The organism is Jeotgalibacillus aurantiacus (genome assembly GCF_020595125.1).
Taxonomy (GTDB): domain Bacteria; phylum Bacillota; class Bacilli; order Bacillales; family Jeotgalibacillaceae; genus Jeotgalibacillus; species Jeotgalibacillus aurantiacus.
The window spans coordinates 44779-68296 of sequence record NZ_JACNMS010000001.1 but is presented as its reverse complement, the minus strand read 5'-3'; the positions used below and the strand labels follow the sequence as shown (position 1 = coordinate 68296).

At 45.6% G+C, this 23518-nt stretch carries 21 protein-coding genes; 19 read left to right on the top strand and 2 right to left on the bottom strand.

The window, feature by feature from the left end:
- The first annotated feature begins 134 nt into the window (after positions 1-134).
- From H7968_RS00360 to H7968_RS00270, 19 genes are all read left to right on the top strand, one after another.
- Entirely contained in the window at positions 135-1118 is a 984-nt protein-coding gene (locus tag H7968_RS00360; protein WP_227394271.1) for an aldo/keto reductase, read from the top strand.
- A 244-nt stretch (positions 1119-1362) separates the two neighbouring features.
- Positions 1363-1956, top strand: a complete 594-nt coding sequence (gene hpf / locus H7968_RS00355; RefSeq protein WP_227394270.1) for a ribosome hibernation-promoting factor, HPF/YfiA family — start codon at positions 1363-1365, stop codon at positions 1954-1956.
- Between the two features lie 766 nt (positions 1957-2722).
- Positions 2723-3754 carry a YecA family protein gene (locus H7968_RS00350; RefSeq protein WP_227394269.1) on the top strand — a complete coding sequence of 344 codons (1032 nt, stop codon included), beginning with the start codon at positions 2723-2725 and terminating at the stop codon, positions 3752-3754.
- Between the two features lie 238 nt (positions 3755-3992).
- Entirely contained in the window at positions 3993-5603 is a 1611-nt protein-coding gene (gene ggt, locus H7968_RS00345; protein WP_227394268.1) for a gamma-glutamyltransferase, read from the top strand.
- A gap of 30 nt (positions 5604-5633) precedes the next feature.
- On the top strand, positions 5634-6161 hold the full coding sequence (locus H7968_RS00340; protein WP_227395059.1) for a chromate transporter: 528 nt from the start codon (positions 5634-5636) through the stop codon (positions 6159-6161).
- Positions 6158-6688: a chromate transporter gene (locus tag H7968_RS00335; RefSeq protein ID WP_134375809.1), complete on the top strand. Its 531-nt coding sequence runs from the start codon at positions 6158-6160 to the stop codon at positions 6686-6688. The genes H7968_RS00340 and H7968_RS00335 overlap by 4 nt, the downstream gene beginning before the upstream one ends.
- 33 nt (positions 6689-6721) lie before the next feature.
- A complete protein-coding gene (locus H7968_RS00330; RefSeq protein WP_227394267.1) occupies positions 6722-7549 on the top strand; it encodes a DUF1028 domain-containing protein in 828 nt (275 codons plus the stop codon).
- Between the two features lie 215 nt (positions 7550-7764).
- A complete protein-coding gene (locus tag H7968_RS00325; protein WP_227394266.1) occupies positions 7765-7977 on the top strand; it encodes a hypothetical protein in 213 nt (70 codons plus the stop codon).
- Positions 7978-8025: 48 nt separating this feature from the next.
- On the top strand, positions 8026-9003 hold the full coding sequence (locus H7968_RS00320; RefSeq protein WP_227394265.1) for a nuclease-related domain-containing protein: 978 nt from the start codon (positions 8026-8028) through the stop codon (positions 9001-9003).
- An 882-nt stretch (positions 9004-9885) separates the two neighbouring features.
- Positions 9886-12399, top strand: a complete 2514-nt coding sequence (secA, locus tag H7968_RS00315) for a preprotein translocase subunit SecA (RefSeq protein ID WP_227394264.1) — start codon at positions 9886-9888, stop codon at positions 12397-12399.
- A gap of 89 nt (positions 12400-12488) precedes the next feature.
- A protein-coding gene (gene prfB, locus H7968_RS00310; RefSeq protein ID WP_227394263.1) for a peptide chain release factor 2 occupies positions 12489-13593 on the top strand; the annotation gives its coding sequence in 2 pieces (ribosomal slippage) (positions 12489-12560 and positions 12562-13593; 1104 coding nt in all).
- A gap of 777 nt (positions 13594-14370) precedes the next feature.
- A complete protein-coding gene (locus H7968_RS00305; protein ID WP_227394262.1) occupies positions 14371-15240 on the top strand; it encodes a YitT family protein in 870 nt (289 codons plus the stop codon).
- A gap of 77 nt (positions 15241-15317) precedes the next feature.
- The gene (cccB, locus tag H7968_RS00300) at positions 15318-15647 is read left to right on the top strand and encodes a cytochrome c551 (protein ID WP_227394261.1); all 330 of its coding nucleotides are present in this window, start codon (positions 15318-15320) and stop codon (positions 15645-15647) included.
- A 268-nt stretch (positions 15648-15915) separates the two neighbouring features.
- The gene (gene ftsE / locus H7968_RS00295) at positions 15916-16602 is read left to right on the top strand and encodes a cell division ATP-binding protein FtsE (RefSeq protein WP_227394260.1); all 687 of its coding nucleotides are present in this window, start codon (positions 15916-15918) and stop codon (positions 16600-16602) included.
- Positions 16592-17476, top strand: coding sequence for a permease-like cell division protein FtsX (gene ftsX, locus H7968_RS00290; protein ID WP_227394259.1), 885 nt, complete (start codon positions 16592-16594; stop codon positions 17474-17476). Before ftsE ends, ftsX begins: the two co-directional genes overlap by 11 nt.
- 42 nt (positions 17477-17518) lie before the next feature.
- Positions 17519-18868, top strand: a complete 1350-nt coding sequence (locus H7968_RS00285) for a murein hydrolase activator EnvC family protein (protein WP_227394258.1) — start codon at positions 17519-17521, stop codon at positions 18866-18868.
- A gap of 434 nt (positions 18869-19302) precedes the next feature.
- Entirely contained in the window at positions 19303-19869 is a 567-nt protein-coding gene (locus tag H7968_RS00280) for a TlpA family protein disulfide reductase (RefSeq protein ID WP_227394257.1), read from the top strand.
- Positions 19870-19920: 51 nt separating this feature from the next.
- Positions 19921-21312 (top strand): S41 family peptidase, encoded by a 1392-nt coding sequence (locus tag H7968_RS00275; protein WP_227394256.1) that lies wholly within the window; start codon positions 19921-19923, stop codon positions 21310-21312.
- An 82-nt stretch (positions 21313-21394) separates the two neighbouring features.
- Entirely contained in the window at positions 21395-22567 is a 1173-nt protein-coding gene (locus tag H7968_RS00270; protein ID WP_227394255.1) for a PDZ domain-containing protein, read from the top strand.
- A 15-nt stretch (positions 22568-22582) separates the two neighbouring features.
- Here the strand turns inward: H7968_RS00270 and H7968_RS00265 are convergent, their stop codons facing one another.
- Both H7968_RS00265 and H7968_RS00260 read right to left on the bottom strand, forming a co-directional pair.
- A complete protein-coding gene (locus tag H7968_RS00265; protein WP_227394254.1) occupies positions 22583-22828 on the bottom strand; it encodes a CsbA family protein in 246 nt (81 codons plus the stop codon).
- A gap of 33 nt (positions 22829-22861) precedes the next feature.
- Positions 22862-23500: an HD domain-containing protein gene (locus tag H7968_RS00260; RefSeq protein ID WP_227394253.1), complete on the bottom strand. Its 639-nt coding sequence runs from the start codon at positions 23498-23500 to the stop codon at positions 22862-22864.
- Positions 23501-23518 lie beyond the last annotated feature (18 nt).

Sequence of the window (23518 nt, the reverse complement as noted above, 5' to 3'; positions counted from 1 at the left end):
GTCAATTTAATGGTGTGTCCGTTTTTCATTTATGGAAACAATTAATAAAACTGAATTTTGTAAATGTTTGTTCTTCTTTGGTGATCCGTTGTACAATTAGATGGAGAAGTCGTGTTTGAAGGAGAGTGACATCGATGAAATACCGGCAGCTGGGAAATACCGATTTCAGAGTGAGTGAAGTCAGCTTCGGAACATGGGCGATCGGTGGTGCGTGGGGTAAAAAAGATGACCGTGAATCACTGCGGGCCCTGCATTACGCGATTGATCGTGGCGTAAACTTTTTTGATACGGCTGATGTATATGGCGACGGCCACAGCGAAGAGCTGCTGGCAAAAGCAACGAAGGGTCAGGAAGAACATATTCATGTCGCGACGAAATTTTGCCGTGCAGGTGATATTTATGATCCGAAAACGTATGAAATGCCGCAGGTTGAGGCATATTTAGATGCAAGCTTAAAAAGGCTGGAGCGGGAACGCGTTGATTTGTATCAAATTCACTGCCCGCCAAAAGCGATTTTGGAGGATGGCAGTGTGTTTGACGTCCTCGATGACCTGACGCGTAAAGGGAAAATACGGTATTACGGTGTTAGTGTCGAAACAGTAGAGGAAGGATTGATCTGTCTTCAGCATCCAAACGTTAGAAGTCTACAGGTGATCTTTAATGTTTTCAGACAAAAGCCGCTTGAGGAGCTTTTCGGTGAAGCCCATAAAAAAGGCGTCGGCATTATTTCAAGGGTGCCGCTTGCGAGCGGGCTGCTGACCAACAAATTCACAAGTGACCATCAGTTTGAAGAAGACGATCATCGCCGTTTCAATGAAAACGGTGAACAGTTTAACGTTGGGGAAACATTTGCAGGCCTCGGCTTTCAAAAAGGTGTCGAGCTGACGAAAAAGCTGGAATGGATGGAAGAAGGCCGCGGCAACATGGCACGCGCTGCCCTGCGTTACATTCTCGACCAGCCTGAAGTCAGCTGCGTCATCCCTGGGTTTAAAAACCAGGCCCAGATCGAAGAAAACTTAAATGCCCTTCATACCCCGTCATTTAGCGGAGCAGAACTGAATAAATTACGTGATTTTTACCATAACGAAGTACATGATCATATCAGGGGTGCTTACTAATGAAGTTGGCTGAAGTGGAAGATGGCGACTCCTGCGTCAAAGAGGTTCACCGCCCGGCCGCGGAAAGCGCCATCTGCAGCGGAAGCCAACGTTTCAAAAAGACAGATAATAACTTGACATCAAACCAAATAAATGTCTATAAATTCGACAAAAAATTAATAAAATATTTACGGTTAAGCAGGAGATTGCAAGGGTAGAGGAGAAATAGATAGTATAGCTTTTATGATTTAAAGGAGGAGTTCACATGTTGAATTATAATGTCAGAGGAGAAAATATCGAGGTAACTCCAGCAATCCGCGAATACGTGGAGAAGAAAATCGACAAGCTAGAGCGCTATTTCAACGATACACCTGATGCCAACGTGCATGTTAACCTAAAGGTGTATAACGATAAACAAACGAAAGTGGAAGTCACGATTCCAATGCCACGACTTACCCTTCGTGCTGAAGAGCGTCATGAAGAAATGTATGCTGCGATTGATCTGATCTTAGATAAATTAGAGCGCCAGATCCGCAAACATAAAACTAAAGTAAACCGTAAATTCCGCGAAAAAGGCAATGAGCCTGAATTCTTCGCAACAAGCGTAGATGCGGAAAACGGAATTGAAGAACTTGAGCCGGTAGCAGTCGGCGCAGATGATGACGGAGACGACAGCGAATTCGACATCGTGCGTACAAAAACATTCAACCTGAAACCAATGGACAGCGAAGAAGCCGTCCTTCAAATGAACATGCTGGGCCACAGCTTCTACGTCTTCACTGATGCAGAATCAAACGGCACAAACATCGTCTACAAACGTAAAGACGGCAAATACGGGCTGATCGAAACAGAAGCCTGAGCCTGAAACATAACAAAAAGAAACGTCCCTTAATGGGGGCGTTTTTTTGATTCTGGTGGAAATGTTGAAAGGAGGATAGTTTCTGTTGTAAGAGAGCGTGATTCTGTTATAAGGCTCGGGATTCAGAAGCGAATTGTTGATAGGGTAGTGATTTCTGTTGATAGCCGCTGGATTGTTGTTAAAGTAGTGGTGGTTTCTGTTGATAGGGTGACAATTTCTGTCGATGGATGTACTGCTGTTGGAGCGGCTTGGTTTTGTGTTACTAAAGGTGAGTAAGTTGTTGTTAGAAGCAGAGTTTCTGTTGTAAGAGAGCGTGATTCTGTTGTAAGGCTCGTGATTCAGAAGCGAATTGTTGATAGTGTAGTGATTTTTGTTGATAGCCGCTGGATTGTTGTTAAAGTAGTGGTGGTTTCTGTTGATAGGGTGACAATTTCTGTCGATGGATGTACTGCTGTTGGAGCGGCTTGGTTTTGTGTTACTAAAGGTGAGTAAGTTGTTGTTAGAAGCAGAGTTTCTGTTGTAAGAGAGCGTGATTCTGTTGTAAGGCTCGTGATTCAGAAGCGAATTGTTGATAGTGTAGTGATTTTTGTTGATAGCCGCTGGATTGTTGTTAAAGTAGTGGTGGTTTCTGTTGATAGGGTGATAATTTCTGTAGATGGATGTGCAGCTGTTGGAGCGGCTTTGTATAAATCATCAGCATGATTTTTGCCTTTTCTGCTCCGCATGGTACAATAAAGGGTGATTATTTTATAAAGGAAGTGCCGATATGCAAGTAGTTGGACGTAATGAACCGTGCCCGTGCGGCAGCGGTAAAAAATATAAAAAATGCTGTGCATCAAAAAAAGTCGTGAATCTGCAAACCCTCCTTGTCAACGAACAAATGGATCTGCAGCTGGCTTTTTTAAATGAAGGTAAAGCACCAAATCCACAGAACAACAAGGATTCTTACCAGTACATTCTCGAAGAAACGCAGGATGTGTTTGGCGAGCCTCAATTTTTAACCGTTTATTTAACCTACTTATTTGGCTTAAGAGAAACACCTTCTCATTGGGAAACTTTCCTGGATGAGCGTATTCCTCAAATGGAAAGACCTCGCATGAAGGAGCTCGCTTCTGAGTGGAGACAGCCGGTTTCAGTTGTGGCTGACGTTGGTGAAATGGATGAAGCAACACGTGAGGTCCAGATGACGGATCTGCTTGATGGAACGGTATATGATGTGATCATTCCGGAATTCCATTCATGGGCATCGATCGACTTTTTATTCACGTATCTGCTCCCGCTTGAGGATAAATGGGTGCCGTATGGCTTCATGTTCCCGTCTGTTTATACGAAGGATGAAAAATCAACACTCGTCAACCGTTTACAAGCAATGCCGAATCGCGATGAATTACTTACTGATGAAGGTATAGTTTCCGTGATCACGGCTCTCGTTGGACGTGACGAAGCGGAGGGTGATGACTGGCTTGCAGGAATGCTTTCAGAGCTTGAAGGCAATGAAGATCAGCAGAACGCGCTTCATGAAATGAAGGCGTACTGGGATGGACAGGGAGATGACTCGCTTCCGTTATTCGCGTGTCACTTAGCTGCAGATTATTTTGCCGAACACGGAGAGAAAATCCGCAAACCGCAAACCTATCTGGCTGCGATTTCCTACCTCATGTCACAGCACGCAACCGATACACCACTGACCCAAAAAGAAGCCGGTGAAGCCTTTGACGTCACCGCTTCAAGTGTGTCGTCAGCTGTAAGAAAGATTGAAGACTGGTTTATGGAAGAATTGAGTGAGTTTAAGAAATAAGTGAGAGCACATGGCTGAGGCTGTGTGCTTTTTCTAATGGGGGACGGAGCGGGTGTTCTTTTTTCTGAGCTCTGTCCCTCATTTATGAAAAAGGACCAGGCGCTCCGACCCCATGATCCTCCCAGGCGGAGCGCAGTGCCCCGCCCCCTGGCAATCACTGTCTGGAATTTTCTCAACATTTCAACTATAATGAACGGGTGATGTTTTTCGGAATTCGAAATAAAGGAGTGTTGAGTATATGAATCAGGATTATTTGTATCATCCGTTTGCGTCTCAGCGGAATACGGTGTTTGCGAAGCGTGGGATGGTGGCGACGTCTCAGCCGCTTGCTGCTCAGGCGGGGCTTGAGATTTTGCAGAAGGGTGGCAATGCGATTGATGCGGCGATTGCGACGGCTGCTGCGTTGACGGTTGTGGAGCCGACGTCTAATGGGATTGGCGGGGATGCGTTTGCCCTGGTCTGGACGAAAGGGAAGCTGCATGGTTTAAATGCCAGTGGACCGGCGCCGCAGTCGATTTCCATTGAAAAACTGAAGGAAAAAGGGCATGATAAAATGCCGGTGTTTGGTGTGGAGCCTGTAACGGTTCCGGGCGTTCCGGCCGCTTGGGCTGAGCTTTCTGACAAGCATGGAAAGCTTCCATTTGAGGAGCTGTTACAGCCGGCGATTCGTTTAGCTGAAGAGGGGTATCCGGTTTCACCGATCCTCGGGAAGTACTGGAAGCTTGCAGCGAAGAAGTTTCAGGAGATTTTTAAGGGTGATGTGTATAAGCCTTGGTTTGATACGTTTACACCGGATGGTAAGATTCCTGAAATCGGTGAGATGTTCACGTCAAAAGGTCATGCGGATACGTTAAAGGAAATTGCTGCAACGAAGGCTGAGAGCTTTTACCGCGGGGCACTTGCTGAAAAAATTGATACATATATGAAGGAGCATGGCGGCTATTTAGCGAAAGAGGATCTGGCGGATTTTGCACCTGAATGGGTGGAGCCGGTTTCTGCAAATTACCGCGGTTATGATGTGTGGGAAATTCCGCCGAACGGTCAGGGAATGATTGCTCTGATGGCGCTCAATATTGCGAAGGGCTTTGAGTTTAATGAATTTCAGAGCGCGGACAGCTATCATAAGCAGATTGAAGCGATGAAGCTTGCGTTTACAGATGGAAAAGCGTTTATTACTGAGCCTGAGGATATGCCGATTTCAACAGAGGAGCTGCTGTCTGACGGGTACGCTGAGAAACGCCGCGCGCAGATTGGTGAAGAGGCTTTGAATCCTGAGCCGATGGCGCTTCCTAAAGGTGGCACGGTTTATTTAGCGGCGGCTGATGATGAGGGGAATATGATTTCCTATATTCAGAGTAATTATATGGGCTTTGGATCGGGTGTGGTGATTCCGGGTACGGGAATTGCGCTGCAGAACCGCGGGCATGATTTCAGCCTGGACCCTGAGCATCCGAATGCCTTGAAGCCTGGTAAGCGGACGTATCATACGATTATTCCGGGCTTTTTAACGAAGGATGGAGAGCCGGTTGGACCGTTTGGCGTGATGGGTGGATATATGCAGCCTCAGGGACATTTTCAGGTGGCGGTCAATACGATTGATTTTCATTTAAATCCACAGGCGGCACTTGATGCGCCGAGATGGCAGTGGATCAATGGAAAAACGGTTCACGTTGAGCCGCATTTTCCAAATCATTTAGCGCAGGCACTTGTGCGCAAGGGACATACGATTCAGGTAACGACAGACGGCGGATCGTTTGGCCGCGGTCAGATTATCTGGCGTGACCCAAAAACAGGTGTGCTTCGCGGGGGAACGGAATCCCGTACAGATGGACATATTGCAGCGTGGTGATGAAAAGTGAGTAAACAAAGTGGATTATTTATGGCGTTTTTCAGGGTAGGGATCTTTGGTTTCGGAGGAGGCCCTTCCTCGATTCCGCTCGTTCATAAGGAAGTTGTGGAGCAGTATAAATGGATGAGTGATGAAGAGTTTTCAGATGTACTCGCGCTCGGTAACGCAATGCCGGGGCCGATTGCAACGAAAATGGCAGGCTATATCGGGTATCGTGTAGGCGGCGTGGTCGGGATGATCAATGCAGTGCTGGCCACAACGATGCCTTCGGTCGTGGCGATGATTCTATTGCTGACCGTGTTAAATGCGTACCGGGACGTTGCCTGGGTAAACGGGATGGCTGCTGCGGTTGTACCGGTTGTCGGGGTGATGCTGGCCGTTTTGACGTGGGATTTTGTGAAGAAATCCAAAGGTGCGCTCGGCTGGGGCCTCGCGATTGTGATGATCGCGGGAAGCCTTGTGCTGCTTGAGGTGCTTGGCGTGCATCCGGCGATTGTGATTCTGGCGATTTTACTGTATGCCCTTCTTTTCGGTGGGAAGAGAGGTGCGAAGGCATGATTTACTGGGAAATCTTTTTAGCATTTTTTATTCCGGGAATATTAGGTTACGGCGGTGGTCCGGCTTCGATTCCGCTCGTTGAAAATGAAGTGGTGGACCGTTACGGCTGGATGACGACGCAGGAATTTTCAGAGGTGCTGGCACTCGGAAATTCACTGCCGGGTCCGATCGCAACGAAGATGGCAGGATATATCGGTTATGCGGAAGGCGGCATTTTGGGTGCAGGTGTTGCGCTGTTTGCAACCGTTGCGCCGTCACTCATTTTAATGGTCGTACTTTTAGGACTTATTATGAAATATAAAGACTCGCCACGCGTGAAAAAAATGTCTACGCTTGTGCGCCCGACCATTGCGGTGCTGCTGGGCGTGATGACGTGGGGGTTTTTCGCAGATGCGATTGAGGCGAGTGGCACGGTTCAGACGGTCGTGCTGGCTGTGATCAGCTTTGTGCTGCTGGAGCGTTTTAAAGTTCATCCGGCTTTTGTCATTGCCGGGGCGCTGGTTTATGGAGCGGTTTTCTTAGGGTAAACAAAAATAGTTTATGTTGAGGGAGTGTTGATGATGACGTATTCCATTGTTGCGTATGATCCGGTTGAAAAAGAATGGGGCGTGGCGACGCAGTCAAAGTTTCTGGCGGTTGGTGCAGTCGTTCCGCATGCGGTGGCAGGTGTTGGAGCGGTCGCGACCCAGTCGTATGCCAATACGTCGTATGGACCAGAGGCGATGACGTACATAATGGCTGGTAAAACGGCTGAGGAAACGATCAAGCTGCTGACGGATGAAGATGAAGACCGTGATTTCCGGCAGGTCGGGATCATTGATAATCAGGGGAATCCAGCAACATTTACAGGCTCAAGATGTTACGACTGGGCAGGCGGCGTTACGGGTAAGCATTATGCGGTACAGGGGAATATTCTCGTGGAAGGCACTGTGGAAGCGATGGCAAGAGCGTTTGAAAACGCGGAAGGAAGCCTGGCTGAGCGGATGCTTGCCTCTCTTGCAGCGGGTCAGGCAGCTGGAGGAGATTCACGCGGTCAGCAATCCGCCGCGCTTTTAGTTGTGAAGGATAAAGGCGGCTATGGCGGCTATAATGACCGTTACATTGATCTCCGTGTTGATGATCACGCCACACCGGTTGATGAACTGATCCGCATTTACCGCATGCACCAGCTTTATTTTGCGAAAGCGAAGAAAGAATTCGTGGCGAAAGTTGAGGGTGAAGTCGAGCGAAAACTTGAGCTGCAGCTAGCACGCCACGGCTACTTAAAAGATGGCATGTCCATCCATCAGGCGCTGCGCAACTACCTCCACACGGAAAACTTCGAAATGCGCGAGCAGGCAGAAGGCTACGTGGATATGGAAGTTGTGGAGTATATGGAGAGAAGTTAAAAGTGTGGCCGAATCCTTAATGGGGTTCGGTTTTCTTTTTGTTGTGTGGAAAGATATTAGGTGAGGTCCACACAATAAAGCTTGAGGTCCGCAAAATGATTGGGAAATTCTGTCTGATTAGAGCACATCTCCTCAAGCTACCTATACTACAGCGGGATATCACCGTTCTTAATCCAAGCGCAGCGTCCAGTGAAGCAAGTCTTGGGTAACAGTGGGTGCGCGGTATTGTTGTAAAGGGGCGTTTTTCTGTTGTAAGAGAGCGAGGATCTGTCGTAAGAGGTGAATCGGATGCGGAGTTTGTTGTTAGAGGAGGAAAGGCTGTCGCTAGGTGGGGAGTTTTTGTTGATAGGTTAGAGATCTCTGTTGATTTGTATGGAATTTTTGTTGATGGATATTTTGGAGAATTTTCCGTTAAAATAATTGAATAAATATGGAATTAATAATAAAATTGAATCAGTTCAGAAAGGAGATGTTGTATGCATTTTACAGAGCGAAATGAATCGTTAAAATATCAGGAATTACTCGCGCTGCGAAGGCGATTGCCGGAGCACCACCCCTCCCAACATGAGATTGTTAAAAGAATTATCCCTCATGAAGCAGGCCTGCATGGTGAACAATATTTTGACAAAATCACACAGCCGCTGCTAAATCCTCATTGTGTAAATCTACGAAATATCACCCTATTTGCTTTTTCAGAACCCATCCAAATTGACTCTCTATTTATTACGCCCAATTTTATATTAATCTGTGAAATTAAAAATATGGTAGGATCCCTGTTCTTTGACTATAAGGGAGGCGGTATGAGTCGTTCTATCAGCGGTGTTGAGGAGTTTTTTGCATGTCCGGTTACCCAGGTGGAGAGACATAAAGACGGACTCGAACAGCTGTTGTCAGAGATCGGTGTTCGCATACCAGTCATTGAACTGGTTGTTTATACGAATAGTAAGGTCAAGTTTACGGTAAAAGAAAATGAACTGTTTCTTTATCAAAAAATCATTCGTATTGAAAAGCTGAATCGAAAAATCCGGCAATTATATGAGATCTATCCAAATAAAAAGTTGAACATGAATGAATTGAATCATCTGAAAGGTCTTTTGTTGAGGAAAGCAGTGAAACCGACGAGAACACCACTACTGGAATCGCTATCCATTAGTGAAAAAGATATAAAAACAGGCGTTTTGTGCCTATCGTGTCATCAGCGGCTTTTGATGGTTCATGGTGGTTGGAAATGTATGACATGTTTTGAGGGGAATGGTGATGCTTTTCAACAATCGGTTATGGACTACTTTATTTTGTTAAAAGATTATGCAAATACGCGTGAACTTCAGCTGTTTTTGGATATGAAATCGATTCGGGATACAGGGGAGAGGATTAAGCCATTGAAGCTTACGAAGGTGGGCAATCAACGGCCGTCTATATTTCAGAGCCCACTTCACTTTGTGAAGAAAGGTTAAACAGGATATTTTAATGTTGATCGCACTAATTTGGATGGAGCCGCAAACCAGGTTCCCAAGTTTATTCCTGTGTCACACCAACAAAGCAATCTGTCGCTAGCTTGCAAGTTTCTGTTGTAAAGTCGGTTGTTTCTGTTGATCGGCTTCCACAAACAGGCTCAAACTGTCGCTAGGGTGAGTTTTTTTGTTGGAAGGAGTCGGCGGAATGTTGATGTTTAACTGGTTTCTGTCGATCGCAGGTGTTTTTTTGTCGTAAGACTAACCAGGGGCCCTTCGAATATGCCTGCGTCACACCAACAAATCAATCTGTCGCTAGCTTGCAAGTTTCTGTTGTAAAGCCGGTTGTTTCTGTTGATCGGCTTCCTCAAGCTGGTTCAAACTGTCGCTAGGGTGAGTTTTTTTGTTGGAAGGAGTCGGCGGAATGTTGATAGCTAACTGGTTTCTGTCGATCGCGGGTGATTTTCTGTCGTTAGACTAACCAGGGGTCCCTCGAATAAGCCTGCGACACACCAAAAAAGCAATCTGTCGTTAGCTTGCAAGTTTCTGTTGTAAAGTCGGTTGTTTCTGTTGATCGGCTTCCACAAACAGGTTCAAACTGTCGCTAGGTTGAGTTTTTTTGTTGGAAGGAGTCGGCGGAATGTTGATGTTTAACTGGTTTCTGTCGATCGCGGGTGATTTTCTGTCGTAAGGCAAATTTCACGCAATCTTCTTCCTTCTTTACCCACACCCATCCCCCCTTTTCTTGTATCCCTTCTTATGTAATGGTAAGATAAGTACGTGTATCCATATGTTTAATGATTGCAAAGCAGGGGAATAAAATGTTCCGCTGATTTTGATAAGGAAGGATGGCGCTGGCTGTCCGTTAAATAAAGGAGCGTTAACATGCTTGGAATTTTAAACAAGGTGTTTGATGGGAATAAGCGTGATGTGAAACGGTTTGAGAAGACGGCTGAGCAGGTTGAGACTGCAGCGGTTGAGATGGATAAGCTGACGGATGATCAGCTTCGTGCAAAAACGGAAGAGTTTAAAGCGCGTTATGAAAAAGGTGAATCGACTGATGATTTGATGGTTGAAGCATTTGCGGTCGTGAAGGTTGGAGCAAAACGTGTGCTCGGACTGGATCCTTACCGCGTGCAGATCATGGGTGCGGCTGCCCTTCATGAAGGGAATATTTCTGAGATGAAAACCGGGGAAGGTAAAACACTGACTTCTACCATGCCGGTTTATTTAAATGCACTGACTGGGAAAGGTGTTCATGTTGTCACAGTCAACGAATATCTTGCCAGCCGTGATGCTGAGGAAATGGGTCAGCTGTATCAGTTTCTTGGACTGACAGTTGGGTTAAACCTGAACAGTATGGATAAGGACCAGAAGCGCGAGGCGTATCTGGCTGATATCACATATAGTACGAATAATGAGCTTGGGTTTGACTATCTTCGTGATAACATGGTGCTTTATAAAGAGCAGCGCGTTCAGCGTCCGCTTCATTTTGCCGTGATCGATGAGGTTGACTCGATTTTAATTGATGAAGCGCGTACACCATTAATCATTTCGGGTCAGGCACAGAAAAATACGCAATTGTATATTCAGACAAACGCATTTGTTCGTAATCTTCGAATCGATGAGGATTATACGTATGATGAAAAAACGAAGGGTGTTCAGCTGACAGAGGATGGAATTACAAAGGCTGAGAAAGCGTTCCGTATTGATAACCTGTTTGACTATGCTCACGTAACCCTGAACCACCACATTAATCAGTCGCTAAAAGCGCATGCGTCGATGAAGGCTGACGTAGATTATGTCGTGGAGGAAGGCAAGGTTGTGATCGTTGACCAGTTTACGGGTCGTTTAATGAAGGGCCGCCGTTACAGTGACGGTCTTCATCAGGCGATTGAGGCGAAGGAAGGTCTTGAGATTCAAAATGAATCGATGACGATGGCTTCGATCACGTTCCAGAACTACTTCCGTATGTATGAAAAGCTGTCCGGTATGACGGGTACTGCGAAAACGGAAGAAGAGGAATTCCGCAACATTTACAATATGCGTGTTGTGGTAATCCCAACAAATCGGGAAATCGTTCGTGATGACAAAGCGGATCTTATTTATGCCTCCATCAAAGGGAAATATGCCGCTGCGGTTGAAGATATTGCTGCACGTCATGAAAAAGGCCAGCCGGTGCTGGTCGGAACAGTAGCAATTGAAACGTCTGAAATCATTGCTAATGAGCTGAAGAAAAAAGGCATTCCGCACAACGTCCTGAATGCGAAAAATCATGGTCGTGAGGCGGAGATTATTGCTGATGCCGGTAAACGTGGTGCTGTGACGATTGCTACAAACATGGCTGGTCGTGGTACAGACATCAAACTTGGTGATGGTGTAAAGGAAATTGGCGGGCTTGCGGTCATCGGTACCGAGCGTCATGAATCACGCCGTATCGATAATCAGCTTCGTGGACGTTCAGGCCGTCAGGGAGATCCCGGTGTAACGCAGTTCTATCTTTCGATGGAAGATGATCTGATGCGCCGATTCGGGTCGGACAACATGAAAAACATGATGACCCGTCTTGGTATGGATGATTCGCAGCCGATCCAGAGTAAGATGGTCACCCGTGCCGTTGAATCTGCACAAAAGCGTGTTGAGGGTAATAACTTTGATGCGCGTAAGCAGCTTCTTGAATATGATGATGTGCTTCGTCAGCAGCGTGAAGTCATTTACACAGATCGGAACGAAATTCTGGATTCAGACAGCCTGCGCGGCATCATTGAGAAAATGATTGAGTCTACGGTTCACGGTGCAGTCGATGCACATGCACCAATGGTTGAGGAGACAGCGAAATGGGATCTGACAGGTCTTGAGCACTTCATTTTCGCGAACCTTCTGCCGGAAGGTGAAATTAAGGCATCTGACCTTGAAGGAAAATCGAATGAGGACATGAAGTCGTTTATCATGGATAAGGTTATGGCGCGTTACGATGCACGTGAGGAAGAGCTTGGCGAAAGAATGCGCGAGTTCGAAAAAGTAGTGCTTCTGCGTTCTCTCGATACGAAATGGATTGATCATATTGATGCGATGGATCAGCTTCGTCAGGGAATCCACCTTCGTGCGTACGGTCAGATTAATCCGCTTCGTGAATACCAGAATGAAGGCTTCGCGATGTTTGAAGCGATGCAAGAGTCTGTAAACGAAGAAGTAACCAAGTATATTATGAAAGCGGAAATCCGCAGCAACCTTGAGCGTCAGGAAGTCGCAAAGGGTCAGGCGGTTAATCCTAAAGAAGAAGGCGCAACTAAGAAAAAGCCTGCACCGGTTCGCCGTGAAAATACAGTAGGACGGAACGATCCATGTCCATGCGGCAGCGGTAAGAAGTTTAAGAACTGTCACGGTGCCATTCAATAATTGATGATCAATAGAGTCCCGTACTTCATCAAGTACGGGACTTTCATGGGCACGCATTTAAAAATAGAAAATAAAGGTGGACTTTTGACATGGAATTATCAGATGTAAGAAACGAGCTCGAAAAAACAGCCAGCGTTTTGGCGGACTTCAGGGGGTCTCTTTGACTTAGAAAACAAAGAGGCACGACTGGCGGAAATTGATGAATTAATGGTGGAGCCTGATTTCTGGGATGACCAGCAAAAAGCACAGGGCATCATCAGTGAACAGAACGGCTTAAAAGATGTCGTAAATGGCTACCATAACCTCGTTGATACGCAGGAAAATCTTGAGTTAACGCTTGAACTGCTTCGTGAAGAGCCTGATGAGGATATGAAGGCAGAGCTTGTGACAGAGCTGAAGGAATTCAGACAGACGCTTGATGAGTTTGAGCTGCAGCTTCTGTTGAGTGAGCCTTATGATAAAAACAATGCCATCCTGGAGCTTCACCCGGGTGCAGGTGGAACAGAGTCTCAGGACTGGGGTTCTATGCTTTTGCGCATGTATCAGCGCTGGGGTGAAAAGCGTGGCTTCAAGGTGGAGACGCTTGACTATCTTCCGGGAGATGAAGCCGGTATTAAATCAGTTACGCTTTTATTTAAAGGGCATAACGCTTACGGTTATCTGAAGGCTGAGAAAGGTGTACACCGTCTCGTCCGGATTTCTCCGTTCGATTCATCAGGCCGTCGTCATACATCGTTTGTATCGTGTGACATTATGCCGGAATTTAATGATGAAATTGAAATCGAAATCCGCACAGAGGATCTGAAAGTCGATACGTACCGTGCAAGCGGCGCCGGCGGTCAGCACATCAATACAACCGATTCAGCGGTCCGGATCACGCACATTCCAACTGGTTCCGTTGTATCGTGTCAGTCTGAGCGTTCCCAGATTAAAAACCGGGATCAGGCGATGAAGATGCTGAAAGCTAAGCTTTACCAGTTGAAAATCGAAGAGCAGGAGCAAAAACTTGCTGATATTCGCGGCGAGCAAAAAGAAATCGGCTGGGGAAGCCAGATCCGCTCTTACGTTTTCCACCCATACTCCATGGTGAAGGATCACCGCACGAGTACCGAATCCGGAAACGTACAGGGCGTAATGGACGGCGATCTGGATCCGTTTATCAATGCTTATCTGCGTTCGAAGATTACGAATTAAATGATTTGATGAGAGAGCCCAATTTTGTTTGGGCTCTTTTGCTTGTTGGAGTGGCATAGAGTAAGGCATATTGCACTGGGAGATGTGAGCAGCGTTCAATTTGTTGAAAAGGTGGGCGTTTCTGTCGTAAGCGGTGATGTTTCTGTCGATCGGCCTGGGAGCGGAAGTGATAATGTTAAAAGAGCAGGCTGAATTGTCGTAAGGAGCTGAGAAGTTGTTGTAAGAGAGGATGTTTCTGTTGAAAGGAAGATGAATTTTGTTGATTGTGTTGTACTGTCGGTTAGTACGTTAGTTAGCGTCGCCTTTTTTTGAGAGTGGCTAATTAATTTGCTGGTGAGTTGTTGAACAGTTGAGTTTAATCTTTGTCGTAAGCGCCGGCGTTTCGGTCGTAAGCGGTGATGATTCTGTCAATCGGTTTCAGACCGAGAGCGATAATGTTTAAAGAGCAGGTTAAATTGTTGTAAGGAGCTTAAAAGTTGTCTTAAGCAGTTATGTTTCTGTTGTTAAGACGACCGTTTCTGTTGATGCACGTCACGCCCGCTCTCATCTCCGCCTCCGCCTCCATCGCTATCCCGCTCTCATCCCCGCCTCCGCCTCCATCGCTATCCCGCTTCCATCCTCTCCCCGGCTTCAGCACCGTCGCATTCCCATCCCGTGCCTCCAGCTACCACAATCCTTTACCACACTAACGCTCTATCCTGACAGCATTCACACGGGCCGGACTTCGTGCTATACTGCAAAACGTTGTCGAACGTGTGAAGAAAGGATGAACGATTGATGAAAAAACGGAATCGGAGAGTACCGAAAGCGTCTGGAAAATGGCCTGTCGTGCTCGATTTTGTGTATATTTTAATTGGGGCGTTTTTTGTTGCAGTGGCGTTTAACGTGTTTCTTTTGCCGAATAATGTGGCATCCGGCGGAGTGAGCGGGATCAGTACCATTTTAAATGGGTTGTTTGATTGGCGGCCGGCTTACGTTCAGTATGCATTTAATATTCCTTTATTTATTGCCGGGTTGATCTTTCTTGGTCTTCAGTTTGGCTTAAAAACGGCTGTAGGCACAGTGGTGCTTCCATTTTACGTGCTGCTGACTGAAAGCTGGGAGCCTTGGACGGAGGATCCGCTGCTCGGTGCATTGTTCGGCGGAATTGGCGTTGGGATAGGTTTAGGAATTGTATTTAGAGGTAAAGCATCTACAGGTGGAACAGACCTTGCCGCACAGATTATACATAAGTACAGCGGATTTGGTCTTGGGACGTGTGTTGCTTTTATTGACGGAATGATTGTGCTTGCAGCCGCACTCGTTTTTGACATTGAGGCGGGACTATATGCATTGATCGGCCTTTATGTAACGAGTAAAACGATTGATCTGGTACAAGTCGGGTTAAATCGTTCGAAAATGGTGCATATTATTACCAACCGTCAGGAAGAAATCAGTCAGGCTATTTTTGATGAAGTGGATCGGGGTGTAACAAAGCTGTCGGCGTATGGCGGCTATACAGATCACGAGCGTCCAATTTTAATGTGTGTCATTGATCAGACTGAATTTACAAGGTTGAAAAACGTAGTTAAAAAGATTGATCCGAAAGCATTTGTCATTGTAAATGATGCGTCCGAAGTCTTAGGTGAAGGTTTTAAAAGGGAATAGAATGTTATTTTGGAAAAAGAACCATTCACTTTCATTTATATAAAAGAAAGTGAATAATTGAAGAATGAGGTGAAGAAATGAAGAAATGGTGGTTAGCATTAGCTGCAGGGTCAGTCCTCGTCCTCGGTGCGTGTGGTGGTGGAGAGGAAGCGACCGATAGTGGATCAGGAGAAGAAGCATCTTCAGGTGAGCTGGATCCGCGCGAAATTTACGTTCAAAACTGTTCCGGCTGTCACGGTGATAATCTGGAAGGTGGTAGCGGCCCGAACCTGGAAGAAGTCGGATCACGCTACAGTTATGACGAAATTTTGGACATCATCCAAAATGGTAAAGGCCGTATGCCTGGCAATTTAATTGAAGGTGAAGAGGCAGAGGTTGTCGCACAATGGCTTTCTGAACAGCAATAAGGATGGAAAATAAAAGAGTCTTTTGCCTAAATTGGTAAAAGATTCTTTTTTTGTTGCAGTTAAGAAATATAAATGTAATATAAATATCGTTAACAAAAATTCTTAGAATGATATAATACTCTTGTGCCAAAAATTCGAGCTATTCCGTCCATGTTTGACAGATAGCTATTTATTCCTATAAATACAATGTTTTGGCGCTGTCGAATTGAATCTGCAGCCAGGCGAAGATCATCATAGAATGAAATACAGCGATAAGGTGAGTAATGATATGATCGAGATGAAAGAGGTTTACAAGAAATACCCGAACGGCATCATGGCTGCAAATGGGTTTGATGTTAAGATTCAACCCGGCGAATTTGTCTATGTTGTCGGACCGTCCGGAGCCGGTAAATCAACATTTATTAAAATGATGTACCGTGAAGAAAAACCGACGAAGGGTACCATTTCCGTTAATGGAATTGATATTGGCAGCTTAAAAAATAAGCGAGTGCCTTACTTAAGAAGAAACATCGGTGTGGTGTTTCAGGATTTTAAGCTTTTGAATAAGCTTACGGTTTATGAAAATGTCGCATTTGCCTTAGAAGTAATTGAGGAACAGCCAAAGGTAATCAAGGAGAAGGTTATGGAAGTCCTTTCTCTTGTTGGTTTGAAACATAAAGCCCGCATGATGCCCGATGAGCTTTCCGGAGGAGAACAGCAGCGAGTATCGATTGCAAGGTCCATCGTTAATACACCAAAAGTGGTGATTGCCGATGAGCCGACTGGAAATCTTGATCCGGAGACTTCATGGGAAATTATGAACCTGTTCGAAGAGATTAATTCGAGAGGTACAACGATAATAATGGCTACGCATAACCGCGAAATAGTCAACACGATCCGTCACAGAGTACTGGCCATCGAAAATGGTGTTATTGTACGTGATGAACAGCGGGGGGACTACGGTTATGAAAACTAGAACAATTTCAAGACACTTCAGAGAGAGCTTTAAGAGCCTCGCACGAAACGGCTGGATGACTTTCGCATCCATCAGTGCCGTTACCGTTACACTACTTTTAGTCGGTGTATTCACTGCGCTTATGTTAAATATGAACAAAGCAGCTGATGATATAGAAAATGATGTAGAGATGAATGTCTACGTTGAATTGGAAGCTGATGAAACAGCTATTGCTTCACTTGAACAGCAAATGGATGAATTATCCGGTGTCGAATCGATCACCTTTTCATCTAAGGAAGAAGAGCTTTCAAGTCTAGTAAGCAGCTTTGGTGAAGACATGGCATTGTTCGAACAAAACAATCCGCTCCGCGACAAATTTGTTGTCAAAGCAGTCGATCCGAGACAGACTGAGCGTCTGGCTACACAGATCGAAAATTTTGATAACACATACAGTGTCGAGTACGGAGAAGGGAAAATCGATCAGCTGTTCAGTGTCCTTGAAGTCAGCCGGAACGTCGGTGCCGTTTTAATCTTCGGTTTACTGTTTACCGCAATGTTCCTGATTTCAAACACCATTAAAATCACCATTATGGCTAGAAAGACGGAAATTGAGATTATGAAACTCGTTGGAGCCTCCAACTGGTTCGTCAGAATTCCATTTATTCTTGAGGGGATCTGGCTGGGTATCATCGGTTCCATTTTACCAATTACCGTTGTTACACTGCTTTATTACAACATTACGCAGTTTATGGAACCAAGACTGGAGAATTCATTTATCCAGCTGCTTGATTTCTCACCATTCATTTATCAAATTAACGCATTAATTCTTCTGATGGGCGTCGTAATCGGCGTATGGGGAAGCTTTATGTCCGTCAGAAAATTCCTGCGCGTTTAAAGATAGAAAAAAAGAGTATTAGATTCGAAGGGAGAACAGATTGTGAAAAAGTCATTCGTCAGTTTGTCATTAGCAACAGCGTTAGTTGTAAGCAGCGTTCCTGCTTTTTCAAATACAGCAAGTGCTGAGTCATTGGATAACTTAAAAGAAGAACGTTCAACGATCGAAAACCAGCGTGAAGAGATCAGCGGTGAAATTTCAACAACGAATTCACGTATCGAAGAAATCGTAGCGGAGCAGGAAACGGTAACAGCTCAAATTAAAGAGCTTGATGCTAAAATTGCCAGCACAACAGAACAAATTAACCAGGTTTCAGCAGAAATTGATGAGACAAATGCTCAAATCGCTCAATTACAAACTGAAATTGAAGAGCTTAAAAAGAAAATCGAAGAGCGTGACGCACTTCTACAGGAACGTGCACGTGCAATTCAGATTTCAGGCGGGTCAGTCAGCTATGTTGACGTACTGCTTGGCGCTGAAAGTTTCGGTGATTTCATCGACCGTTTCACAGCGGTTAACACACTAGTGGATGCAGATCGTAAAATCATGGAAGAACAGCGTAAAGATAAAGAAACACTTGAGCAAAAAGAAGCTGAAGTTCAGCAGCAATTAGCTGATCTTGAAGCACAAAAAGCGGATCTTGATAATCTGAAAGCAGATCTTGATGGTCAAAAAGCAGATAAAAATGACCTGATGGAAAGCCTTGAAGCAAAACAGGCTGAGCTTGAAGAAGAAAAGTCCAAGCTTGAAGAAAAAGACAGTGAGCTGAAAGAGCTTGCAGCAGATGTTGAAAACCGTATTGTAGCAGAGCAGGAACGCCTTGCAGAGCTTGCACGTCAGCGTGAACTTGAGCGCCAGGCAGAGCTTGAAGCACAGCGTAAAGCAGAAGCTGAAAGACAGGCTGCTGCAGCCAGCCAGACGTCAGGTGGCGGTTCTTCACAAACATCACAACCACCGGCGCAAACTGCACCAGTAACAGGTGACTGGGTACGCCCGGCATCTGGAAGAACAACATCAGAATTTGGTTACGACATTCTTAACGGACAGCCACGTTACCATTATGGTATTGACGTAGCTGCTCCAACTGGAACGCCAATCGTGGCAGCAGCTGGCGGTTATGTGATTGAAGCATCTACCGGTCATAACGGCGGTTATGGAAATATGATTATGATTGCTCACAACATTAATGGTCAGCAGTTTACAACTGTTTATGCACACTTAAGCAGTATTGCTGTATCAAACAATCAGTATGTTGAACCAGGTCAATACATTGGTGGCATGGGTAATACAGGTTTTTCATTCGGCTCGCACCTTCACTTTGAAATCCATGAAGGCGGCTGGAACGGAGCAAAATCAAACGCTGTAAACCCACGTAAATACATCGGATTCTAATACTCTTAAATGAACCGGGACTACTCTTTGAGTGGTTCCGGTTTTTTGTGTTTTTGGCTGAGGGACACTCGTATGGGGTATGGGGGCGTGGTGGCGCGGGATTCCATCACTGCGCAAACTTATTCAGGTTTTTGAAAAATTAATCCCTTCTTTCCAGAAATCGATTCCTTCGTTTTGAAAATTTAATTCCTTCACTACCTCAAGGAGCCTCACTAATTCCTTCTTTTGAGGTGACGGATTCCTTCATTAATCTCTGAAATCCCTTCTTTCCAGAAATTAATTCCATCACTAACCTCTGGAGAATAACACTCAGGTATACTTCCTCTACTCCGGCAGTCAATAATCTCTATTATTTTTCCACACGCCACTAAATTCTCTACCCGTCTTTTTCTCTCTTCCAAGGCATAGGATGACTAAAAAGGGGGACCGTTACGGTGAGAAAACGTGGACTGGCCTGGCTTTTGATGATGAGTCTTTGTTTTGTGATGTTTTTTATGGGTGTAGAAGATCGGACGGAGCCTGGATTTAAACAGTCGGAAAAAGCAGAAGCGGTGTCGGGATCCGAAACGTATGAAAAAGCACCAGATTTTCAACTTGAAATGATGAATGGTACGTGGATCTCCAGTGATACTCTCAAGGGTAAGCCGGTTATTTTAAATTTCTGGACGAGCTGGTGTCCGCCATGTGTGGAGGAGATGCCTGAGCTTGAGGCATTTTACCGGACAGAAGGGGAACGGGCTTCGATCATCGCAGTCAATTTAACGAAGGATGAATCGGGTGCAGATGCAGTGAAAAAATTTTTGGATGAGGAAGGGCTCTCACTTCCGGTAAGTCTTGACAGGGAGGGTGTCCTTCAGGAGACTTTCCGTATTTCGGTCATTCCAACAACGATTATATTGACACCGGACGGCCGGGTTTTTGAACGGATTCCCGGTCCGGTGGATCAGAAAAAGCTGACTGAAATCACTGACAGACTTCTATCCTCGTACAAGCCGTCATAGCCTAGGTGAGAAATGCAATTGAAAGGCGGGGGAAAAGTGAGGAAAGCGCTCATGATGATTATATGTGTAGCACTGGGTGCCGGTCTTTTTTTCGGAGTGGACCGGATGTGGCTGAAACGGGTACCTGAAACAACAGATGAGCAGGTCACGCTTTCAAAAATTGAAAAAGCGCAGAAAATCATTCAGGAAAGCTATGTGGACAAAGTAGATGCTGACAAGCTGATGGATGGTGCTTTAAAAGGCATGGTGGCGGCGTTGAACGATCCATATTCTGTTTACATGGACAAGGACGCTTCAAAGCAGTTTAATGAATCATTACATTCTTCATTTAGCGGAATCGGTGCGGAAATTACGAAGCAGGACGGACAATTTGTTGTGGTATCTCCTTTAAAGGAATCCCCGGCTGAAAAAGCAGGTCTTAAGCCGAATGATGTGATCAAAAAAGTGGACGGGGATGAAGTCGCAAGCTTGACGATTTACGAATTAACATCGAAAATACGCGGTCCAAAAGGAAGCAGGGTTCAGTTAAATATTGAACGGGGACAGAGTGAAAAGGAATTAACGGTAACGGTTGTTCGTGACGATATCCCAATTGAAACCGTATCGCACAGCGTGTTTGAACAGGATGGTGTGAAAACAGGCTACATTGAAATTACGACTTTTGCAGAGGGCACCGGCCAGGACGTTCAAAAAGCGCTTGAAAAACTTGAAAAAGAGGAGATAACAGGGCTGATCCTTGATGTCAGGGGCAATCCTGGCGGGCTGTTATCCAGTGTGGAAGAAGTACTTGATCCATTTATCACAGATCGCAAGCCTTTTATGTATGTCGAGGAGCGAAACGGAAATCGTGAGCCTTTAACTGCCAAAACGAAGGAGAAAAAAGAATATCCCGCAGTTGTCCTGATTGATGGAGGAAGTGCGTCGGCAGCGGAGATTTTAGCTGCTGCGATGAGAGAAGTTGAAGGAACAACACTGATTGGAACGAAAACGTTTGGTAAGGGAACGGTCCAGCAGTCGCTTGATCTCGGGGATGGCAGTCAGATGAAACTGACGGTATCGAAATGGCTGACGCCTGATAAACGCTGGATTCATAAGAAAGGAATTGAACCGACGATTGAAGTCGTGCAGCCTGATATTTTCTCACTCTCACCGCTGCAATCCGCCGTTATTCTGAAAAAAGGGATGAATGATGAACGAATTGCGTCCCTGCAGAGACTTTTAGAGGGGCTCGGGTATGAAATTGACCGTAAAGATGGCTACTTTAATACAAAAACAGAGGAAGCGGTTATGAAATTTCAAAAAACCGCCGGCTTAAAAGAAACGGGTGAGGTCAATACTTCTACTTTGAAAAAGCTAGAAGAGACGCTTACAGCCTATCAGGAAAATGCCAATCATGATCACCAGCTCCAGTCAGCACTCGATTTTCTGGGTAAAAATCAATAAGTATCGAAATTCTCATGCGGCATCACTCCTTGTCTGATACAATAAAGCTACCTTTATTATGTCAGAATCCGGGAGGGATAGTTTGATTGATCAATGGTTTTCAGAACTTTTAACGGCTGGGCTGTCTATTTTGCTGAATCCGGTTTTATACATAGGAGCAGTCGCAGCCGGATTGGCAGGTGTCTGGCGGGTTAAGCGTGAACGGAAAGATCTGCGTACATCTGTTAAACCGTGGTATATAGAGATGGCTGGATTTTTCGGTCTGTCACTGATTCTTGGACTCCTATTTTCAGTTGTACTCAGCGGTGCAGGGATTCCGTTAAATCTGTACTGGATTTATACGGTCAGTGCATTGACACTGCTGATTATGCTCACGGGTCAATTCCGATTGCTGTCGTCAGCGTTTCTGTTTCCTATTGTGGCAGGAGGAGCAGTCGCGATTACGTTTTTTAATGTGACGCTGCCGGAGTGGTTTCCTGCGCCGTCAACAGAACTTCTGCTGCCCGCAGCGGCTGTCATGTCTCTGTTGCTGGTCGGTGAAGGATTGCTAATCCGCTTAAATGCAGGCAAAAATACATCCCCGAGATTTATTACGACACCAAGAGGGATGAAGGCTGGCGCTTTCTTTACGAAAAGAATGTGGCTCGTGCCGCTGCTGATTCCGGTTCCGGACGGTGCCATCACTGCACTTGGATGGTGGCCGCTGATTGAAACCGGCGGCAGCTACTCATTGCTGATTTTACCGGCTGTCATCGGATTTCAGCTGACGGTTGTACATGACTTGCCTGACAGTATTTTAAAACGGATTTCAGCGCAGGTCATCTGGCTTGGTCTCCTGTGCGGGGGGATCGCGGCGGGCTCCATTTACGCACCCGTTCTGATCTATGTGGCATTTGCCACGGCTTTCATCGGGCGTCTTGTGCTCGTTCTCCGAACAAGGGCATTATGCCGTTATTCCGGGTATCATTTCATCGATAAGGAACGCGGAGTGATGATTATCGAAGTTCTTCCCGGGTCACCGGCTGCCAAAATGGGGCTGCTTCGAGGGGAGATCATTCATAAAGTGAATGGTCAGCTCGTTAAAAATGAAGCAGAGATGTATGCGGCGCTGCAAAAAAATCTTGCTCATTGCAAGCTTGAAATTTTAAATTATGACGGGGAAGTCCGATACGCACAGACAGCCCTTCATGAAGGACAGCATTACCAGCTTGGTCTGATTCTGATTGAGAATCGTTCAAGGTACCAGGCATCATAAAAAAAGCAGCGCGGCCTATACGGCACCGCGCTGTTTTTCGTTGTACTTTTTCATATATCGGTTGACGTACCAAAGCCCCACAGTCAATGAAGCAGCATCAATGATGACGACGTACCACGTTTCCACATACCCCTTGTATGAAGAAGCGGCAATCAGGGCAACCGTCAGAATCATGGCAATGGTACGGCTGTAAGTAACGCGTGTAAATAATATGACTAAAATAGCTGGTGCGACCATTGCAAGAAGAATTTTAGTCTCCATCGTGTTTCACCTCATGAGTCCATCATACTGAACTCACTGTGATGGTGCAATAAGATTTTGAGTGATCTTGCTCAGCTCGCTGTGCGGAATAAACTTTTCAGCGAGCATATCCGGCAGCACGCGGTTTAAAAAGAAATCAACACTCGTCATTTCGTGATAGCGGACAATGGTTGTCAGTGCCTCCTGATAAATTTCCAGAAAGATCGGTTCAGGATTGCCCTTCTGAATTTCCCCAAAGGACTCATATAGCAAGTCGATCTTATCCGCGACTGCAAGAATTTTCCCCTCAAGTGAGCCGTCTTTGCCTTCTTTGAAACGCTCAAGATAAATCGCCTGGTACTCCTCAGGAAATTCCTCAGTAACAAACTTATGCGCCATTTCTTCCTCCACCTGGCTGAATAACCGGTTCAGCTCATCAGAGGCATACTTCACCGGCGTTTTAATATCCCCTGTAAAAATCTCAGGATAATCATGATTTAATGCCTTCTCATATAAATCCTTCCAATTCACCTGTTTGCCATGATGCTCTTCAACCGTACCGAGAAACTGAGCAATCTTCGTCACTTTAAATGAATGAGCAGCCACCGTATGCTCATTATATTTAAACTTCCCCGGACAGCGGTACAGCTTTTCCATATCCGACAGGCTCTTAAAATAATGATGAATCCCCATTTTCCTTCACCCCGTTAA